Below are 17,053 nucleotides of genomic sequence, written 5' to 3'. Positions count from 1 at the left end.
AGGGGGTTCCATGAGATCCAACCGCGCCAAACTCCGCGCCGGGGTGAGCATGGCGGCGACGCTGCCGATGCTCGCGGGCGCGCTGGCGCTCGGTATACCCGCGGCCCACGCCGCGGACAGCCCGAACCGCGACACGCTGGCCGGGACCAAGCCCGCGTGGGCCACCGCCAAGGCCGACAAGGGCGCCACCGCGGACAGCTCCAAGGTCTCCGCCCGGGTCTACCTCGCCGGCAAGGACGCCACCGGGCTCGCCGCCTACGCGAAGTCCGTGGCCGACCCGAGCTCGGCGTCGTACGGCAAGTACCTGAGCGCGCAGCAGGCGAAGCAGCGTTTCGGCGCCACCGCCGCCCAGGTCGCGGCGGTCAAGTCCTGGCTGACGTCCGCCGGGCTGAAGGTCACGGACGTGACCGAGCACTACGTCGCCGTCAGCGGTGACGTGGCCGCCGTCGAGAAGGCCTTCGGGACCCAGCTGCACAACTACGCCAAGGGCTCGAAGACCTACCACGCCCCGGCCAAGGCCGCCTCCGCGCCGGCCGCCCTCGACGGTGCCGTCCTGACCGTCACGGGCCTGGACAACGCGCCGCACAAGGCGAGCAGCAAGGACCAACTGCCGCCGCCGGACGCCGTGTTCAAGAACGCCGGGCCGTTCTCCTCGTACTACGGCTCGAAGACCGCGAGCACGCTGCCCGCGGCCTACGGCTCGAAGATCCCGTACGCGATCAAGGGCTACACCGGCAAGCAGCTGCGCGCCGCCTACGGCGCGGGCAAGTACACCGGCAAGGGTGTGCGCGTCGCCATCACCGACGCCTACGCCTCCCCGACCATCGCCTTCGACGCGGCCACGTACGCGAAGAAGAACGGTGACGCCGGCTACAAGAGCAACCAGCTGAAGCAGGTCCTGCCCGACGGCTACACCAAGACCGAGGAGTGCGGAGCGTCCGGCTGGTACGGCGAGGAGACCCTCGACGTCGAGGCCGTGCACGCGGTCGCGCCGGACGCGAACATCACGTACGTGGGTGCCGCGTCCTGCTACGACGACGATCTGCTCGACTCGCTCAGCAAGGTCGTCGACAACCACCTGGCCGACCTCGTCTCCAACTCGTGGGGCGACATCGAGGCCAACCAGACGCCGGATCTCGCGGCCGCCTACGACCAGGTCTTCCAGTTCGGCGCGGTCGAGGGCATCGGCTTCTACTTCTCCTCCGGTGACAACGGCGACGAGGTCGCCCACACCGGGACGAAGCAGGTCGACACCCCGGCCAACTCGGCGTGGGTGACGGCGGTCGGCGGTACCTCGCTGGCCGTCGGCAAGGGCGACAAGTACCTGTGGGAGACCGGCTGGGGCACCGAGAAGGCCACGCTGTCCGCGGACGGCAAGAGCTGGACCAACTTCCCCGGCGCGTTCACCTCCGGTGCGGGCGGCGGCACCAGCAGGACGGTCGCCGAGCCCTTCTACCAGAAGGGTGTCGTTCCGGACGCGCTCGCCACGGCCAACAACGCCGCCGGCAACCGCGTGGTCCCGGACATCTCCGCGATCGCCGACCCGAACACCGGATTCCTGGTGGGGCAGACGCAGACCTTCCCCGACGGCTCGCAGCAGTACAGCGAGTACCGCATCGGCGGCACGTCGCTGGCCTCGCCGGTGATCGCGGCCGTGCAGGCGCTCGCCCAGCAGGCGCGGGGCGGCAAGGCGATCGGTTTCGCCAACCCGTCGATCTACGCGAAGTACGGCTCGAAGGCCTTCCACGACGTCACGGACAACCCCACGGGGTCCGGACTCGCGGTGGCCCGCACCGACTTCGTCAACGGCTCCGACGCCAGCGGTGGTCTGGTCGTCTCGGTCCGCAGCCTCGGCAAGGACAGCTCGCTGTCCGCGGTGAAGGGCTACGACGACGTCACCGGCGTGGGTACGCCCGCGAACGGTTACGTGCAGTCGTTCCGCAAGCACTGATCCCGACGCGCGTCCACAGGGGTCCGGTCCCGCAGGTGAGAACCTCCGGGGCCGGGCCCTCGCGCATGTCCCGCCCTAGCGTCCCGACACGCGGCCCGCTCGCGCGCGGCGGCCGGCCATCACATGGACCACGCAGCCCGCCACCAGTACGAGCACCCCGGCGACGAGGAACGGAACAGGCGTGTACTCGTCGGTGCAGGACTGCCCGCCCGGCACCGCGTGGCACACCTCCCCCGGGCCGCCCCGGTTCAGGTACGCGAGGTAGAACAGCGGCAGGGCCACTCCCGAGACGCCGCCCAGGACAGCGCGTCGAGGGCCCCTGCGGAGCAGGAACACCGCGGCCACCGCGGCGAGTACGAGGAAGGCCACGCCCACCGTCAGGATCGCCGCGAGGCCGATGCCGGCGCACGCTCCCACCAGGAGCCAGGCCAGGAACCAGCCCCATCCCCACGCACGGCCCGGGCCGTCGTCCCGCGTTCCGCTCATCCCACTTATGCCGGTCATGCCGCTCATTGAAGGCAAGGTCATGACAATCCGGCAAGGGGCACCGAAGGATCATGACCCGGCCAACACACAGACTTGGCTTCGGGCAGACCGTCCCGCACCGTGCAGACCCCCTCCCCCATCGCGTCGCTCTGACGATTACACTGATCCCCGTGACTGCCTCGAACTTCTGGTCCAGCTATCAACACGGGTTCGCACGCGTCGCGGCGTGTACGGGTCACACCGTCATCGCGGACCCGCCCGCCAACGCCGAAGCGGTACTGCGTCACGCGCGCCGGTGCTCCGAGGAGGGGGTCGCCGTCGCCGTCTTCCCGGAGCTGGGGCTGTGCGGCTACTCCATCGAGGACCTGCTCCTGCAGGACGCGCTGCTCGACGAGGTCGAGACGGCGCTCGCGGACGTGGTCGCCGGGTCGGCCGGCCTGCTCCCGGTGCTGGTCGTCGGCGCCCCGCTGCGCCACCGCAACCGGGTCTACAACTGCGCGGTGATCGTCCATCGCGGCCGGGTCCTCGGTGTCGTACCGAAGTCGTACCCGCCCAACTACCGCGAGTTCTACGAGCGTCGGCAGATCGGCGACGGTGCCGACGAGCGCGGCGGCTCGATCCGGGTCGGCGGTGCGAGCGTGCCGTTCGGCGTGGACCTGCTGTTCGAGGCGGCGGACGTCCCGGGTCTCGTGCTGCACGCGGAGATCTGCGAGGACATGTGGGTGCCGGTGCCGCCCAGCGCGGAGGCCGCGCTCGCCGGTGCGACCGTCCTCGTCAACCTCTCCGGCAGCCCGATCACGGTCGGGCGGGCCGAGGACCGCAAGCTGCTGTGCCGCTCGGCGTCCTCGCGCTGCCTCGCCGCCTATGTCTACGCGGCGGCCGGACTCGGCGAGTCGACGACCGACCTGTCCTGGGACGGCCAGGCCATGGTCTACGAGAACGGCGTCCTGCTGGCCGAGACCGAGCGGTTCCCGCAGGGCGACGAGTACGCGGTGGCCGACGTGGACCTGGACCTGCTGCGGCAGGAGCGGATGCGGATGGGCACGTTCGACGAGAACCGACGGACTCACCAGACTCGCACCGGTGACTTCCGTACGGTGTCGTTCGAGCTCGATCCCCCGGCGGGCGACCTGGGCCTCAAGCGCCGTCTGGAGCGCTTCCCGTTCGTGCCGGCCGACGCCGAGCGGCTCGCCCAGGACTGCTACGAGGCCTACAACATCCAGGTCGCCGGGCTCCAGCAGCGGCTCGCGGCGATCGGCGGCCCCAAGGTCGTCATCGGCGTCTCGGGCGGCCTGGACTCCACGCACGCGCTGATCGTCGCCGCCCGCGCGATGGACCGGGCCGGCCGGCCGCGCAGCGACATCCTGGCCTGGACGCTGCCCGGTTTCGCCACCAGCGACCACACCAAGTCCAACGCCCACCGCCTGATGCGGGCCCTCGGCGTCACCGCGGCCGAGCTGGACATCACGCCGACCGCGCGGCTGATGCTCCAGGAGATGGACCATCCCTTCGCCTCCGGCGAGCCGGTGTACGACGTCACCTTCGAGAACGTCCAGGCGGGCCTGCGCACCGACTACCTGTTCCGGCTGGCCAACCAGCGCGGTGGCATCGTGCTCGGCACCGGTGACCTCTCCGAGCTGGCGCTCGGCTGGTCGACGTACGGCGTGGGCGACCAGATGAGCCACTACAACGTCAACTCGGGCGTGCCGAAGACGCTGATGCAGCATCTGATCCGCTGGGTCGTCAGCAGCGAGCAGTTCGACGCTGAGACCGGTGAGATCCTCACCGCGATCCTCGACACCGAGATCAGCCCCGAGCTCGTACCGGGCGAGGAGATGCAGTCCACCGAGTCGAAGATCGGGCCGTACGCGCTGCACGACTTCACGCTCTTCCATGTGCTGCGCTACGGCTTCCGGCCGTCGAAGATCGCCTTCCTGACCTGGCACGCCTGGCACGACGTGGATGCCGGTGAGTGGCCCCCGGGCTTCCCCAAGGACAAGCGCGGGACGTACGACCTGCCGACGATCCGGCGCTGGCTGGAGGTGTTCTGCCGCCGCTTCTTCGCGTTCGCGCAGTTCAAGCGGTCGGCCATGCCGAACGGACCGAAGGTGTCGGCGGGCGGTTCGCTGTCGCCGCGGGGTGACTGGCGGGCACCGTCGGACAGCTCGGCGAAGGCTTGGCTGCGGGATCTGGAGCGGTTCGACTAGGCCGGTGGGAGGGCGAGCGGCTACGGAGTTCAGCCTGCGCGGCTGCAGATGCCCGGGTACGCGGAGGCGATGAAGGTGGCCGCCGCGCCGCCCGAAGATGTCGGCGAGCGGTTCCCTGTCGCCGCGCGGTGACTGGCGGGCGCCGTCGGACAGCTCTGCACGAGCCTGGCTGCGGGATCTGGAGCGGTTCGACTGATCCGGGTGGTGACGACCGACGGGGAGCGCCCCGCCGACGGGGGAAGATCGGCGGGGCGCTGTGGTGCCGCTGTGGCTCTGGCGGGCCGTGGCCCTGGTGGACGGCTTGAGCCCGAGTGGACGGAGTGGGCCCTAGTGGACGGAGTGCTCCTCCAGCGGGAACGTGCCGCTGACGACGTCCTCCGCGAAGGCCTTCACCGCGTTGCCCATGACCTCGCGCAGGTTGGCGTACTGCTTGACGAACTTCGGGACCCGCCCGCCGGTGAGGCCGAGCATGTCGGTCCAGACGAGGACCTGCGCGTCGGTCTCGGGGCCCGCGCCGATCCCGACCGTCGGGATGTGCAGGACCCGGGTGACCTCGGCCGCGAGCTCCGCGGGGACCAGCTCCAGGACGACGGCGAAGGCGCCCGCGTCCTGGACGGCCTTGGCGTCGCGCAGCAGCTGCTGGGCCGCCTCCTCGCCGCGGCCCTGGACGCGGTAGCCCATGGAGTTGACGGACTGGGGGGTCAGGCCGATGTGGGCCATGACCGGGATGCCGGACTCCACAAGGAGCCGGATCTGCTCGTGGGAGCGCTCGCCGCCCTCCAGCTTCACGGCTCCGACGCCCGCCTCCTTGACCAGCCGGGTCGCCGAGCGCAGCGCCTGCACCGGGCCCTCCTGGTAGGAGCCGAAGGGCAGGTCGCCGACGATCAGGGCGCGCGAGGTGCCCCGTACGACGGCGGCCGACAGCATGGTCATCTCGTCCATGGTGACGGGCACGGTGGTCTCGTACCCGAGGTGACAGTTGCCCGCCGAGTCGCCGACGAGCATCACGGGAATGCCGGCCTCGTCGAAGACGGAGGCGGTCGTCGCGTCGTAGGCGGTGAGCATGGGCCACTTCTCGCCGCGTTCCTTGGCGAGGGAGATGTCCCGGACAGTGATGCGGCGCGTGCCCTTGCCCCCGTACAGCGCCTTGCTGCCGTCGGAGGGCTTGGTGTGGGCAGCCGAAAGCTGCGTCATTGCAACGGCTCCTTACGTCATCTCGAGGCGCCCTCACGGCGTCCCCGGATCACCCCCATGGTGGCACCTCGTCCCGGTCAGGGCCAGAGGTGGTCGGTGTGACCGTTCAGGCACGGCTCGGACGGCCGCCGGGATGAGTAAGGGCTGAGTAAGGGCCGAGTAAATAATTAACGATACGAGACGGTTCCGTATCGTAATGGGGTTACTCTCGGAGGCATGACTACCGCAGCCCCTGACTCCCGGGTACCGGAGGCGGTGTACCGGCGCCGCTGGGCGATCCTCGGTGTACTGATGCTGAGCCTCCTGATCGTGGTGCTCGACAATTCCATTCTGAACGTCGCGATCAAGACGATCTCGACTCCCGCGCCGACCGGCCTGGGCGCCACCCAGAGTGAACTCGAGTGGGCGATCAACGCCTACACCCTGGTCTTCGCCGGTCTGCTGTTCACCGCGGGCCTGCTCGGCGACCGGCTGGGCCGCAAGAAGGTGCTGCTGGGCGGCCTGCTCGTGTTCGGCGCCGGTTCCGCGCTCGCCGCGTTCTCCGGCTCGCCGAACCAGCTGATCGCCTTCCGCGCGCTGATGGGCCTCGGCGCCGCGTTCGTCATGCCGGCCACGCTCGCCGTCCTGATGAACGTCTTCGAGCGCGAGGAGCAGCCCAAGGCCATCGGCATCTGGGCGGGTGGCGTCGGACTCGCCATCGCCATCGGGCCGATCACCGGCGGTGTGCTCCTCGACCACTTCTGGTGGGGCTCGGTCTTCCTCATCAACGTGCCGATCGTGGTGCTCGCCCTCGCGCTGATGCTTTGGCTGGTACCCGACTCCCGCGACCCGAACCCGGGGCGTCTCGACCCCGTCGGTGTCGTGCTGTCGGTCATCGGACTGGTCCTGCTCGTCTACGGCATCATCAAGGGCGGTCAGCTCGCCGACTTCACGGACGCGACGGTGCTGGCCACCATCGGTGCCGGTCTCGCGGTGCTGGTCGCGTTCGTGGTGTTCGAGAAGCGCAGCGACCATCCGTCGATCGACGTCACCTACTTCAAGAACAAGGTGTTCTCGGCCGCGATCGGTGCCATAGGGCTGGTCTTCTTCGCGCTGATGGGCGTGACCTTCTTCTCGGTCTTCTACACCCAGAGCGTGCGGGGCTACTCGCCGCTGCAGACCGGTCTGCTGATGCTCCCGCTGGCCGCCGCGCAGCTGATCTTCGCGCCGCGCGCCCGGCTGGTCGTGGACCGCTTCGGCAACCGGGCGACGACGACCGGGGGCATGCTGCTGATCGCCGCGATGCTGGTCGCGTTCGCCGGGCTGGAGGCGGACACGCCGATCTGGCTCCTCGAGGTGATCTTCTTCCTCATGGGCACCGGCATGGCGCACATCATGACGCCGACCAGCGTCGTCATCATGCAGGCCCTGCCGCGCGAGAAGGCCGGCTCCGCGTCCGCCCTCAGCAACACCTTCCGGCAGGTCGGCGGCGCGCTCGGCATCGCCGTCCTCGGCTCGGTGCTCTCCACGGCCTACCGCAACGGCATCGAGTCCCACCTCGGTTCCGTCCCGGCGGGCGTACGGCACACCGCGGGCGAGTCCATCGAGGCCACGCTCGGCGTCGCCGCGAAGCTCGGCCCCCGGGGCGACGCCCTGGTCGGCCCGGCCAACGACGCCTTCCTCCACGCGATGCATGTCACCGCGCTGTGGGGAGCGGGCGTGGCCCTGGTCGGCGCCGTCGTGGTGGCCCTGTACCTGCCGGGCCGCCCGAAGGAACCTCAGCGGGGCAAGGAGGAACAGGAGTTGGTCCCCGCGGCGGAGTGACCTGACGGCCCCGACCACCAGGACGGTGACGCCCGGGCCGGCCAACTGGGCCGGGGAGGGCCTGAGGCGGTCGGTCCGGGGCCCAAGGCGATGGCGTCGGGCGGGACGACTGGGCAGCAGCGGTAGGCGCCCGCCCGAAGCCACCGGCACGGCGAACTGCCGGAAGCAGCGGCACCGGAGAGACCGGAGGCGGTGGTACCGGAGAGACCGGAGGCGGTGGTGCCGGATGGGACGTCCGGACAGCGGCAGCGGCAGCGGCAGCGGCAGCGGCAGCGGCAGCGGCAGCGGCAGCGGCAGCGGCAGCAGGATGTCGGCCCCACTGCCGGCACCGGGTGAACGGCCGGAAGCAGCGGCACCGTTGGCGAGACCGGAGGCAGTTGCGCCAGGGGAAAACCCGAGGGAGGCGGCGGTGCCGAACGGGCGACCGGAGAGCAGAGGCAGCGGAGGCAGCAGGCGGAAGCCCACCGCCACCGCCACCGCCACCGCCACCGGCACCGCCACCGCCACCGGCACCGGCACCGGCACCGGCACCGGCGAGGATCAGAAGCCACCGGCACCACCGGAAGTCCGCAAGCCACCAGCCCCGGACGGAAGTCGAGGACACCGGCACCGAACAGAAGCCGAAGCCCAGCCGGCCCCGCCAGGCGGCCGTGGCCCGACCCCGCCTCCCCTTCACCGCCGTCGACCAGGGAGAATCACCCCATCGCACAGAGAGGACCATGCGACGTGAGCGGCCTCGCGGAGGGTCAGGCCAGGCAGTCGGGGGCCGTACGGGGGCGGCCCCGCAGTGAGGCCGTGGAGCGGTCCATCATCGAGGCCGTCATGAGGCTGCTGGAGGACGGCGTGCCGCTCGCCGAGCTGTCCATCGAGCGCATCGCGCGGACCGCGGGCGTCGGCAAGGCCACCATCTACCGCCGCTGGAACGGCAAGGAGGAGCTCTTCGTCGACGTCGTGCGCACCGCCGAGCCCCCGGACGCCGAACTGCCCGGCACCTCCATGCGCGACGATCTCGTGGCGCTGCTCGAGCAGTTGCGGCAGCGCGGACTGATGACCCGTTCCTCGGCGCTGCTGCACAGTGTCTTCGCCCAGATGAAGAGCAGCCCGAAGGTGTGGGACGCCTACCACACGCTCGTCGTCGCGCCCCGGCGCCGCAAACAGATCGCCATCCTGCGCCGGGGACAGGCCAACGGCGAGCTCCGCGGGGACATCGACGTCGAGTTGGTCAACGACCTGTTCATCGGACCCATGCTCTTCCGCACCATCATGCACCCCGACGCCGCCCTGCCGGAGGGCCTCTCCGAACAGATCGTCGACACCGTCCTCGAAGGCCTACGCCCCGTCAGTTCCTAGTGTGCGCGTTTCGTCACAGAGGGCGCTTTCCCCGCCGCTTTGGGGAACTCGGGAAGCCGACTTGTACGTCATCGCCCCCGTCCGGTCGTCATGGGACGACGAGAGGGAAGCCGATCATCCCCTAGGGTCGTACGGGGCGTCTGACGCCCCACGCAACGGGGTGAACGGTGTGTACGGCAGGTAGTGAGGCGACGGTATGGCGCAGCAGGCATACGTGACGGAGACGGCGAACGGCGGCTCGGGACCCGAGCGCCAGAGAGACCGGCTCCGGCGCCTGCTCGGCCGCCCGCTCTCCGGCTGGCGCGGTGACCGCCGGATCTGGCGTCGCGGCCTCGTGCTGGCCGCCCTCGCGGTGATCGTCGCCCTGGTGATGCTGGTGCACGCGCAGATCCCGAACGCCGTCGGCAACCTCGGCAGTCTCACCGAGACCTTCCTGCCGTGGCTCGGCGTGTTCGTCCCGGTGCTGCTCCTGCTCGGCTTCCTGCGCCGGTCCGCGACCGCGCTGATCGCGGTGGTGCTCCCCGCGGCCGTGTGGCTGAACCTCTTCGGCGGGCTGCTCTCCGACAAGTCCGCCACCGGCGGCGACCTCACGGTGGCCACCCACAACGTCAACGCCGACAACCCCGACCCGTCCGGCACCGCCCGGGACGTGGCCGCCTCCGGCGCGGACGTGGTGGCCCTGGAGGAGCTGACCGCCTCGGCGGTGCCGGTGTACGAGAAGGCGCTGGCGTCCACGTACAAGTACCACGCGGTGGAGGGCACCGTCGGGCTGTGGAGCAAGTACCCGGTGAGCGGCGTCAGGGCGGTCGACATCAAGCTGGGCTGGACCCGTGCCATGCGTGCCGCGGTGGCCGCTCCGGACGGTCAGGTCGCGGTGTACGTCGCCCATCTGCCGTCCGTGCGGGTGAAGATGGCGGCCGGGTTCACCGCCCGGCAGCGCGACACGAGTGCCGACGCGCTGGGCGAGGCCATCGCCGACGAGAAGCTGTCCCGGAAGATCCTGCTCGGCGACCTCAACGGCACGATGAACGACCGCGCGCTCAACGCCGTCACCTCGCAGATGCGCTCCACGCAGGGCGCGGCGGGCAGCGGCTTCGGGTTCAGCTGGCCGGCGTCGTTCCCGATGGCGCGGATCGACCAGATCATGGTGCAGGGCGTGGAACCGGTGAGTTCGTGGACGCTGCCCGCCACCGGGAGCGACCATCTGCCGGTGGCGGCCCGTGTGAACCTCGCCACCTCGTCGTAACCCACCGGAAGCCCTTTGGAATACCAGGCCCGGGAGCATTTGTTCCGTACTTGAACATACACTGGTACGGAACTCCGCTCTCCCCTGAAAGGCTCGGCTCTTCATGCCCTTGGCCCTGCTCGCACTGGCCGTCGGCGCTTTTGGTCTCGGCACCACCGAATTCGTGATGATGGGCCTGCTGCCCGACGTCGCGGACGACCTCGGCATCTCGATCCCGACCGCCGGGCATCTGGTCTCCGCGTACGCGCTGGGCGTGGTGATCGGCGCCCCGCTGCTCGCCGCGGTCACGGCCCGGATGTCCCGTCGCGTGGTCCTCATCGGCCTGATGGGACTGTTCGTGGTCGGCAACGCGCTCTCCGCCTTCGCCCCCGACGAACACTGGCTGCTCGCGGCCCGCTTCCTGAGCGGGCTGCCGCACGGTGCCTTCTTCGGGGTGGGCGCGGTCGTCGCCACCGGCATGGTGGCGCCGGAACGCAAGGCCCGCTCGGTGTCCCTGATGTTCCTCGGCCTGACCCTCGCCAACATCGCGGGCGTGCCCGTCGCCACCCTCATGGGCCAGCACCTGGGCTGGCGGGCGACCTTCCTCGGCGTCAGCGCGATCGGCCTGGCGGCGATAGCCTCCCTGGCGCTCCTCATCCCCCGCGACCACGCGCACGCCCCCGCGGTGGGCCTGCGCCGTGAACTGGTCGCGCTGAAGTCGCTGCCCGTCTGGCTGGCGCTCGGCACGACGGTCGCCGGCTTCGGCGCGCTGTTCGCCGCGTACAGCTACATCACGCCGATGCTCACGGACGCGGCCGGCTACGCCGACTCCAGCGTGACGCTGCTGCTCGCCCTGTTCGGAGTGGGCGCGACGGCGGGCAACCTGGTCGGCGGACGGCTCGCCGACCACTCGCTGCGCGGCACCCTGTTCGGCGGACTGACCGCGCTGGTCGTGGTCCTGGCCCTGTTCCCGGTGCTGATGTCCGCGCAGTGGAGCGCCGCGGTGGCGGTCGTCCTGCTCGGCACGGCGGCCTTCGTCACCGGCTCCCCGCTCCAGCTGATGGTCATGGAGAAGGCGTCCGCCGCCCCCTCCCTGGCCTCCTCCGCCAACCAGGCCGCCTTCAACCTGGCCAACGCCGGCGGCGCCTGGATCGGCGGCCTCGCCCTGGCCGCGGGCCTCGGCGTGACGTCCCCGGCCCTGACGGGCGCCGCCCTGGCCGTGCTCGGCCTCGGCGTCGCCGCGGTGGCCGCGGTCGTGGACCGGCGGCGCGTGACCGTGCCGGCCGGCCGCGAGCGGGTGGTCGCGTCCCATCTGCCGGAGCACGCGGAGGCCGTACGGCACTGAGCGGTCGTACGACGGCAAGGGGCGCCCGGTGCATGCCGGGCGCCCCCCTTTTTTTGCTCTGTCGGCGACCTGTCGGCCGGTGTAGGCGGCCTGTCGGTGGTTTGTCGGTGCGGGCTGGCACCGTCCTCGGTATGACGCGAATCGACAAGAACCCCAAGAGCGGGGACTCCGCCGTTTCCGTGCGGGGGCTGGTCAAGCACTACGGCGAGACCAAGGCGCTGGACGGCGTCGACCTGGACGTGCGCGAGGGCACCGTGAGGGGTGTCCTCGGGCCGAACGGCGCTGGCAAGACCACCCTCGTCCGCATTCTGTCCACCCTCCTCACCCCGGACGCCGGACAGGCCACGGTCGCCGGTTACGACGCCGTACGGCAGCCCCGGCAGCTGCGGCGGGTCATCGGGCTCACCGGACAGTACGCCTCGGTGGACGAGAAGCTGCCCGGCTGGGAGAACCTGTACATGATCGGGCGGCTGCTCGACCTGCCCCGCAAGGAGGCCCGCAGCCGGGCCGACGAGCTGCTGGAGCGGTTCTCGCTCACGGACGCCGCGAAGCGGCCGGCGAACACCTACTCCGGCGGTATGCGGCGCCGCCTCGACCTCGCCGCCTCGATGATCGGCCGGCCCCAGGTGCTCTTCCTGGACGAGCCGACCACCGGTCTCGACCCGCGCACCCGCAACGAGGTGTGGGACGAGGTCAAGCGGATGGTCGGGGAGGGCGTGACCGTCCTGCTGACCACGCAGTACATGGAGGAGGCCGAGCAGCTCGCCTCCGAGCTGACCGTCGTGGACCACGGCAAGGTCATCGCCGAGGGTGCCACCGAGGAGCTCAAGGCGAAGGTCGGCGGCCGCTCGCTGCGGGTACGGCCCGTCGATCCGCTGCAGCTGCAGCCGCTCGCCGGGTGGATCGACGAGCTCGGCATCACCGGCCTGGCCACCAGCACCGTGGACACCGACAGCGGCGCCCTCGTCGTCCCGATCCTCAGCGACGAGCAGCTGACCGCCGTGGTCGGCGCGGTCACCGCGCGCGGCATCACCCTCTCCTCCATCACCACCGAACTGCCCAGCCTGGACGAGGTGTTCCTGTCCCTCACCGGCCACCGTGCCAGTGCCCCGCAGGACACCGTCCCCACCGACACCCGCGAGGAGGTCGCCGTATGAGCTCCCGCCCGTCGCCCACCACCACCCTCAACGAGGCGCTTCGCGCCACCCCTTCGATGACCGCCACCACGATCGACGCCGACGCCCGGATCCCGCTGCGCGGCCACCTGCGCCACACCGGTGCCCTGGTCCGCCGCAACCTGCTGTGGATCCGGCAGGACCCGGAGTCGATGTTCGACGCCATCCTGATGCCGGTCGTCTTCACCCTGCTGTTCGTCTACGTCTTCGGCGGCTCGATCGGGCAGGCCCTGGGCGGCGGACAGGACGGCTACGTCCAGTACGTCATCCCGGGCATGATCGCGATGATGAGCATGACCCTGTCCCAGGGCGTCGGCACCGGCTTCAGCCAGGACTTCAACTCCGGTGTCATGGACCGCTTCCGGTCCCTGCCCATCGGGCGCGGATCCGTGCTGTTCGCGAAGGTCTCGGTGGAGCTGCTGCGGATGCTGTTCGCGACCACCGTGCTGATGATCGTCGCCGTCCTGGTCGGTTTCGACATCCACCACTGGGGCGGTCTGTTCGCGGCGGTCGGTCTGTCCGCCGTGTTCGCCTCCTCGATCATGTGGGTGTTCCTCACCCTCGGCGTGATCCTGAAGAACGCCCAGTCCGTGCAGGCGATGGGCTTCCTGGTGCTGTTCCCGCTCCAGTTCGGCTCGTCGATCTTCGCGCCGACGAACTCGATGCCGGGCTGGCTCCAGCACTTCACCGACTACAACCCGCTGTCCACGCTCGCCGACGCGGCCCGCGGTCTGATGGTGGGCGGCCCGGTCGCCCACGACCTGTGGGTGACGCTCGGCTGGTCCGCGGCGATCACGGCGGTGGCGGCACCGTACGCCATCCACAAGTTCCGCACGAAGAACTGAAGTACGGCGCCGGTGCGCGTCACACCAGGGCGGCGGCCTCCTGCGGGGAGAGGCCGTCGCCCTCCGCGTACGCCGACTCGTAGGCCGCGTCGCCCAGCACCGCGCGCAGTTCCCGCTCGGCCCTGCCGCGCACGATGCGCTCGACGGTCGTCGGGGCGTGACCGGGCGGCAGCAGCGCGTCCCCCGCCCGGAGACAGCGGGCTCCGTCGCGGGCGCGGGCGCCGCTGTCGGCCCCGGCGAGGGCGAGCCCGGCGGTGTGCAGGTACATGGTGCGCATCTGCGGGGCGATGGACAGGGCCAGCGGGTCCTCGGACTTCTCCAGCGCCCGGCGAGTCAGGACCAGACACTTCTCGTAGCAGCCGTCCATGGCCTCCAGCCAGGCCTCCGAGCCGAGGATGAAGGCGTCGAAGATGACGAAGTGGGCGATGCCGAACTGCTGGCGCAGCAGCCGGAGTTCCTCGCGCGCCTCGGGAATGCGGCCGGTCAGGCCGAGCCGGCCGGCGAGGAACATCCGGGCCGCGGGCATCGCCTCGTTGCGGGCGCCGTCCTGGTCGGCGATCACCTCACGCAGCAGGGATTCGCCGCGCTCGGCCTCCCCCGTCTCCAGCAGCGCGCTGCCCAGCCGGGCGTTGAGCACGGACTTCTGGGCGCGGGCGCCGAGCTGTTCGGCCCGCTCGATCGCCCGCTCGTAGTCGGCCGCGGCCTCGTGCCATTCACCCTTGCGTTCATGGGCCTCGGCGCGCGCGGAGAGCGCCTCGGCGGTGCCCCACACGTCGCCGATCCGCTCGTAGAGCTCCAGCGCCTCCTCGGCGTCCTGGATCGCGTCGCCGGCCCAGTCCGAGCGGTTGGCGAGCAGGTTGGCCCGCCACTGCAGGGCCGCGGCGAGCTCCCAGTCGTAACCCGGGGTGGTCCGGCAGGTGTCGACGGTCGCCGTGATGACGTCCCGCAGCCGGTCCATGTCCCCGGTGAGCATGATGGCGAAGATCCACAGGGAGCCCGGTATCCGGCAGGTCTGCGTCATGCCGGGCTCGTAGGTGGCGGCGATGGACCGCAGCTTCGCCTGCGTGGGCTGGGTCTGCCAGGCGTCCAACTCGGTGTCCATGCAGGCGAGATGGACGAGATGGGCACCGCGCCGGGCCTCCTCCAGGACCTCCCCGGTCCACGGCGGCGGGGTGTCCGTGCAGCGCTCCGACACCGGCGTGGCCGGGCGGACCGGCTCGGTGAACGGGTCAGGGCCCAGGCCCTGGACGTCGCGGGACCAGTTGCGGGCCTCGATGCGCAGGTCGCGCATCTGCCAGTACCAGGCGAGGGACAGGACCAGGCACAGCCCTTCCTGCTCGTCGCGGTCGGCCACGGCCCGGCGCAGGGCGGTACGGAGGTTCTCGTACTCGCGCTCCAGCCGCTCGATCGCGGCGAGTTGGCAGGGGCCGCGCAGCAACGGGTCGGTGGTGCGGGCGAGTTCACGGTAGTACGTCAGATGCGCGCGCTCGGCGTCGGCGCGCAGGCCGTCCACCTCGTCGAGGCGCTCGCCGGCGTACTCGGCGACGGTCTCCAGGAGCCGGTAGCGCATCTCGCCGTCCCCCTGCCCGGAGGAAGGCGCCGCGACCACGAGGGACTTGTCGACGAGCGAGCCGAGCGCGTCCAGCGCGGCGGGACCGCACACGGCCTCGGCGGCGGCCAGGTCGCACCCGCCGGCGAACACCGACAGCCGCCGCAGGACGTCCCGTTCCTCCTCGTCGAGCAGGTCCCAGGACCAGTCGACGACGGCCCGCAGGGTCTGCTGGCGGGGCAGCACGGTACGGCTGCCGGAGGTCAGCAGCCGGAAGCGGTCGTCGAGCCGGTCGGCGATCTGACGTGCGGTCAGCATCCGCAGCCGGGCGGCGGCGAGCTCGATGCCGAGGGGCAGCCCGTCGAGGCGCCGGCAGATCTCGGCGCAGGCCGCCGCGGTCTCCTCGTCGGCGTCGACCCGGAAGCCGGGCCGGGCGGCGGCACCCCGGTCGGCGAGCAGCCGCAGCGCGACCGGCTCCGGCAGCGGCTCCACGGGTCGCAGCAACTCCCCCGGCACGCCGAGGGGTTCACGGCTGGTGGCGAGGACGGTCTGCCCCGGACAGCGTTCGAGGAGCGTCTCCGTCAGCCGGGCGGCCGCGTCGACCACGTGCTCGCAGTTGTCGAGGATCAGCAGCATGCTGCGCCGGCCGCAGTGCTCGGCGAGCCGCTCGACCGGGTCGTCGAGCCGCTCGCTCCCGGCGGCGCGCATCGCCTCGGCACCGGCGCCGTACAGCACGGTCTCGCGGGCGCCGACGGCGGTGAGCACGGCCTCGGGGACGGCGTCCGGATCGTCGACCGGCGCGAGCTCGGCCAGCCACACCCCGTCCCGCACCACGCCCCCCACGGCCTCGGCGGCCTCCTGCGAGAGCCGGGTCTTCCCGGCCCCGCCCGGCCCGAGCAGCGTGACCAGCCGCGCGCCGGCGAGGTCTCCGCGGATCGCCTCGATGTCGGCTTCCCGGCCGACGAAGGAGGTGAGACGGGCGCGGAGGTTGCCGGGGGGCGAGGGTGCGCCCGCGTGCGTCGCGGCCGGGGCGTTCGTGCGGGCGCCACCGTCGGCGCCGCGAACCGGCTCACCCACACCGGTCCCAGCGGTCCCAGCGGTCCCCCGGTCCTCGCGGGTCGTCTCCGGTCGCAGTAACTCCCCGTGCAGCGCCCGCAGTTCGGCCCCCGGGTCCGCTCCCAACCGGTCCGCGAGGAGCTGTCGTACGGACTCGTACGCGGCCAGCGCCTCCGCCGTGCGGCCCGTGTCGCGCAGGGCGCGCAGGCGCAGGGCCTGGAGGGGCTCGTCGAGGGGGTGGGTGTCGCACAGGGCGGTCAGTTCGGGCAGGGACTGGTCGGCTTGGCCGAGCGCGAGCGCGGCGCTGTGACGGGCGCGCAGGGCGTCCAGCCGGCGGGCCTGCGCACGCGCCGCCTCGGCCGTACGGTCGGGCAGATCGGCCAGTGCCGGGCCCCGCCACAGCGCGAGGGCGTCGTCCAGGACCACGGCCGCCTTCGCGGGATCACCGTCGGCCAGCGCCCGCATGCCGTCACCGGCGAGCCGCTCGAAACGGTGCAGGTCGATGTCGTCCGGTCCCGCCGTCAGCCGGTAGCCGCCGCCCTCCACCGAGGCGACCGCGTCCGCCCCGAGCGCCCGCCTGAGCCGCCCGACCAGCGCCTGCAGTGCGCCGGTGGCGTCGGCCGGGGGGTCGTCACCCCACACCTCGTCCACGAGGATGCTGACCGGGACGGTACGGCCGGGCCGCAGAGCGAGCACGGTCAGCAGCGCGCGCAGCCGCGTGCCGCCGACGGGGACGGACGTACCGTCGGGACGGAGTGCCTGGGTGGTGCCGAGGATGCGATAGCGCACGGGGTCCATTGTCTCCGGTGAGATCGAGGCGGGTCACGGGGTTTCTTCAGCGGGGTGTCGCAGAAGCCGGGCGGGTCG

At 71.6% G+C, this 17,053-nt stretch carries 11 protein-coding genes; 8 read left to right on the top strand and 3 right to left on the bottom strand.

The genetic code is table 11. The annotated features are described in order from the left end of the window. The first annotated feature begins 10 nt into the window (after nucleotides 1-10). Nucleotides 11-1,951 carry a protease pro-enzyme activation domain-containing protein gene (locus ACFVYN_RS08660; RefSeq protein ID WP_389994457.1) on the top strand — a complete coding sequence of 647 codons (1,941 nt, stop codon included), beginning with the start codon at nucleotides 11-13 and terminating at the stop codon, nucleotides 1,949-1,951. Between the two features lie 75 nt (nucleotides 1,952-2,026). On the opposite strand, the gene ACFVYN_RS08655 is transcribed toward ACFVYN_RS08660, so the two are convergent. Beyond that, nucleotides 2,027-2,455: a hypothetical protein gene (locus ACFVYN_RS08655; protein ID WP_389994455.1), complete on the bottom strand. Its 429-nt coding sequence runs from the start codon at nucleotides 2,453-2,455 to the stop codon at nucleotides 2,027-2,029. A 152-nt stretch (nucleotides 2,456-2,607) separates the two neighbouring features. Between ACFVYN_RS08655 and ACFVYN_RS08650 the strand changes: the two genes are divergently transcribed. Continuing rightward, the gene (locus ACFVYN_RS08650) at nucleotides 2,608-4,644 is read left to right on the top strand and encodes an NAD(+) synthase (RefSeq protein WP_389994452.1); all 2,037 of its coding nucleotides are present in this window, start codon (nucleotides 2,608-2,610) and stop codon (nucleotides 4,642-4,644) included. Between the two features lie 327 nt (nucleotides 4,645-4,971). Here ACFVYN_RS08650 and panB read toward each other — a convergent pair whose 3' ends face one another. After that, nucleotides 4,972-5,838 (bottom strand): 3-methyl-2-oxobutanoate hydroxymethyltransferase, encoded by an 867-nt coding sequence (gene panB / locus ACFVYN_RS08645; protein WP_389994449.1) that lies wholly within the window; start codon nucleotides 5,836-5,838, stop codon nucleotides 4,972-4,974. Between the two features lie 216 nt (nucleotides 5,839-6,054). On the opposite strand from panB, the gene ACFVYN_RS08640 reads away from it, so the two are divergent. From ACFVYN_RS08640 to ACFVYN_RS08615, 6 genes are all read left to right on the top strand, one after another. After that, entirely contained in the window at nucleotides 6,055-7,641 is a 1,587-nt protein-coding gene (locus ACFVYN_RS08640; protein ID WP_389994446.1) for an MFS transporter, read from the top strand. A 726-nt stretch (nucleotides 7,642-8,367) separates the two neighbouring features. Beyond that, nucleotides 8,368-8,991 (top strand): TetR/AcrR family transcriptional regulator, encoded by a 624-nt coding sequence (locus tag ACFVYN_RS08635; RefSeq protein ID WP_389994443.1) that lies wholly within the window; start codon nucleotides 8,368-8,370, stop codon nucleotides 8,989-8,991. A gap of 196 nt (nucleotides 8,992-9,187) precedes the next feature. Further along, nucleotides 9,188-10,237 carry an endonuclease/exonuclease/phosphatase family protein gene (locus ACFVYN_RS08630; protein WP_389994440.1) on the top strand — a complete coding sequence of 350 codons (1,050 nt, stop codon included), beginning with the start codon at nucleotides 9,188-9,190 and terminating at the stop codon, nucleotides 10,235-10,237. 103 nt (nucleotides 10,238-10,340) lie between these two features. After that, nucleotides 10,341-11,561 (top strand): MFS transporter, encoded by a 1,221-nt coding sequence (locus ACFVYN_RS08625; RefSeq protein ID WP_389994437.1) that lies wholly within the window; start codon nucleotides 10,341-10,343, stop codon nucleotides 11,559-11,561. 131 nt (nucleotides 11,562-11,692) lie between these two features. After that, the gene (locus tag ACFVYN_RS08620) at nucleotides 11,693-12,718 is read left to right on the top strand and encodes an ATP-binding cassette domain-containing protein (protein ID WP_389994434.1); all 1,026 of its coding nucleotides are present in this window, start codon (nucleotides 11,693-11,695) and stop codon (nucleotides 12,716-12,718) included. Between the two features lie 56 nt (nucleotides 12,719-12,774). Then, nucleotides 12,775-13,581: an ABC transporter permease gene (locus ACFVYN_RS08615; protein WP_389994711.1), complete on the top strand. Its 807-nt coding sequence runs from the start codon at nucleotides 12,775-12,777 to the stop codon at nucleotides 13,579-13,581. A 19-nt stretch (nucleotides 13,582-13,600) separates the two neighbouring features. On the opposite strand, the gene ACFVYN_RS08610 is transcribed toward ACFVYN_RS08615, so the two are convergent. Continuing rightward, nucleotides 13,601-16,984, bottom strand: a complete 3,384-nt coding sequence (locus ACFVYN_RS08610) for a BTAD domain-containing putative transcriptional regulator (RefSeq protein WP_389994431.1) — start codon at nucleotides 16,982-16,984, stop codon at nucleotides 13,601-13,603. Between the last annotated feature and the right edge of the window lie 69 nt (nucleotides 16,985-17,053).

Source organism: Streptomyces sp. NPDC058307 (genome assembly GCF_042880295.1).
Classification (GTDB): domain Bacteria; phylum Actinomycetota; class Actinomycetes; order Streptomycetales; family Streptomycetaceae; genus Streptomyces.
Note: the sequence above shows the minus strand (reverse complement) of the source record. Positions and strands in the feature narration are given on the sequence as shown.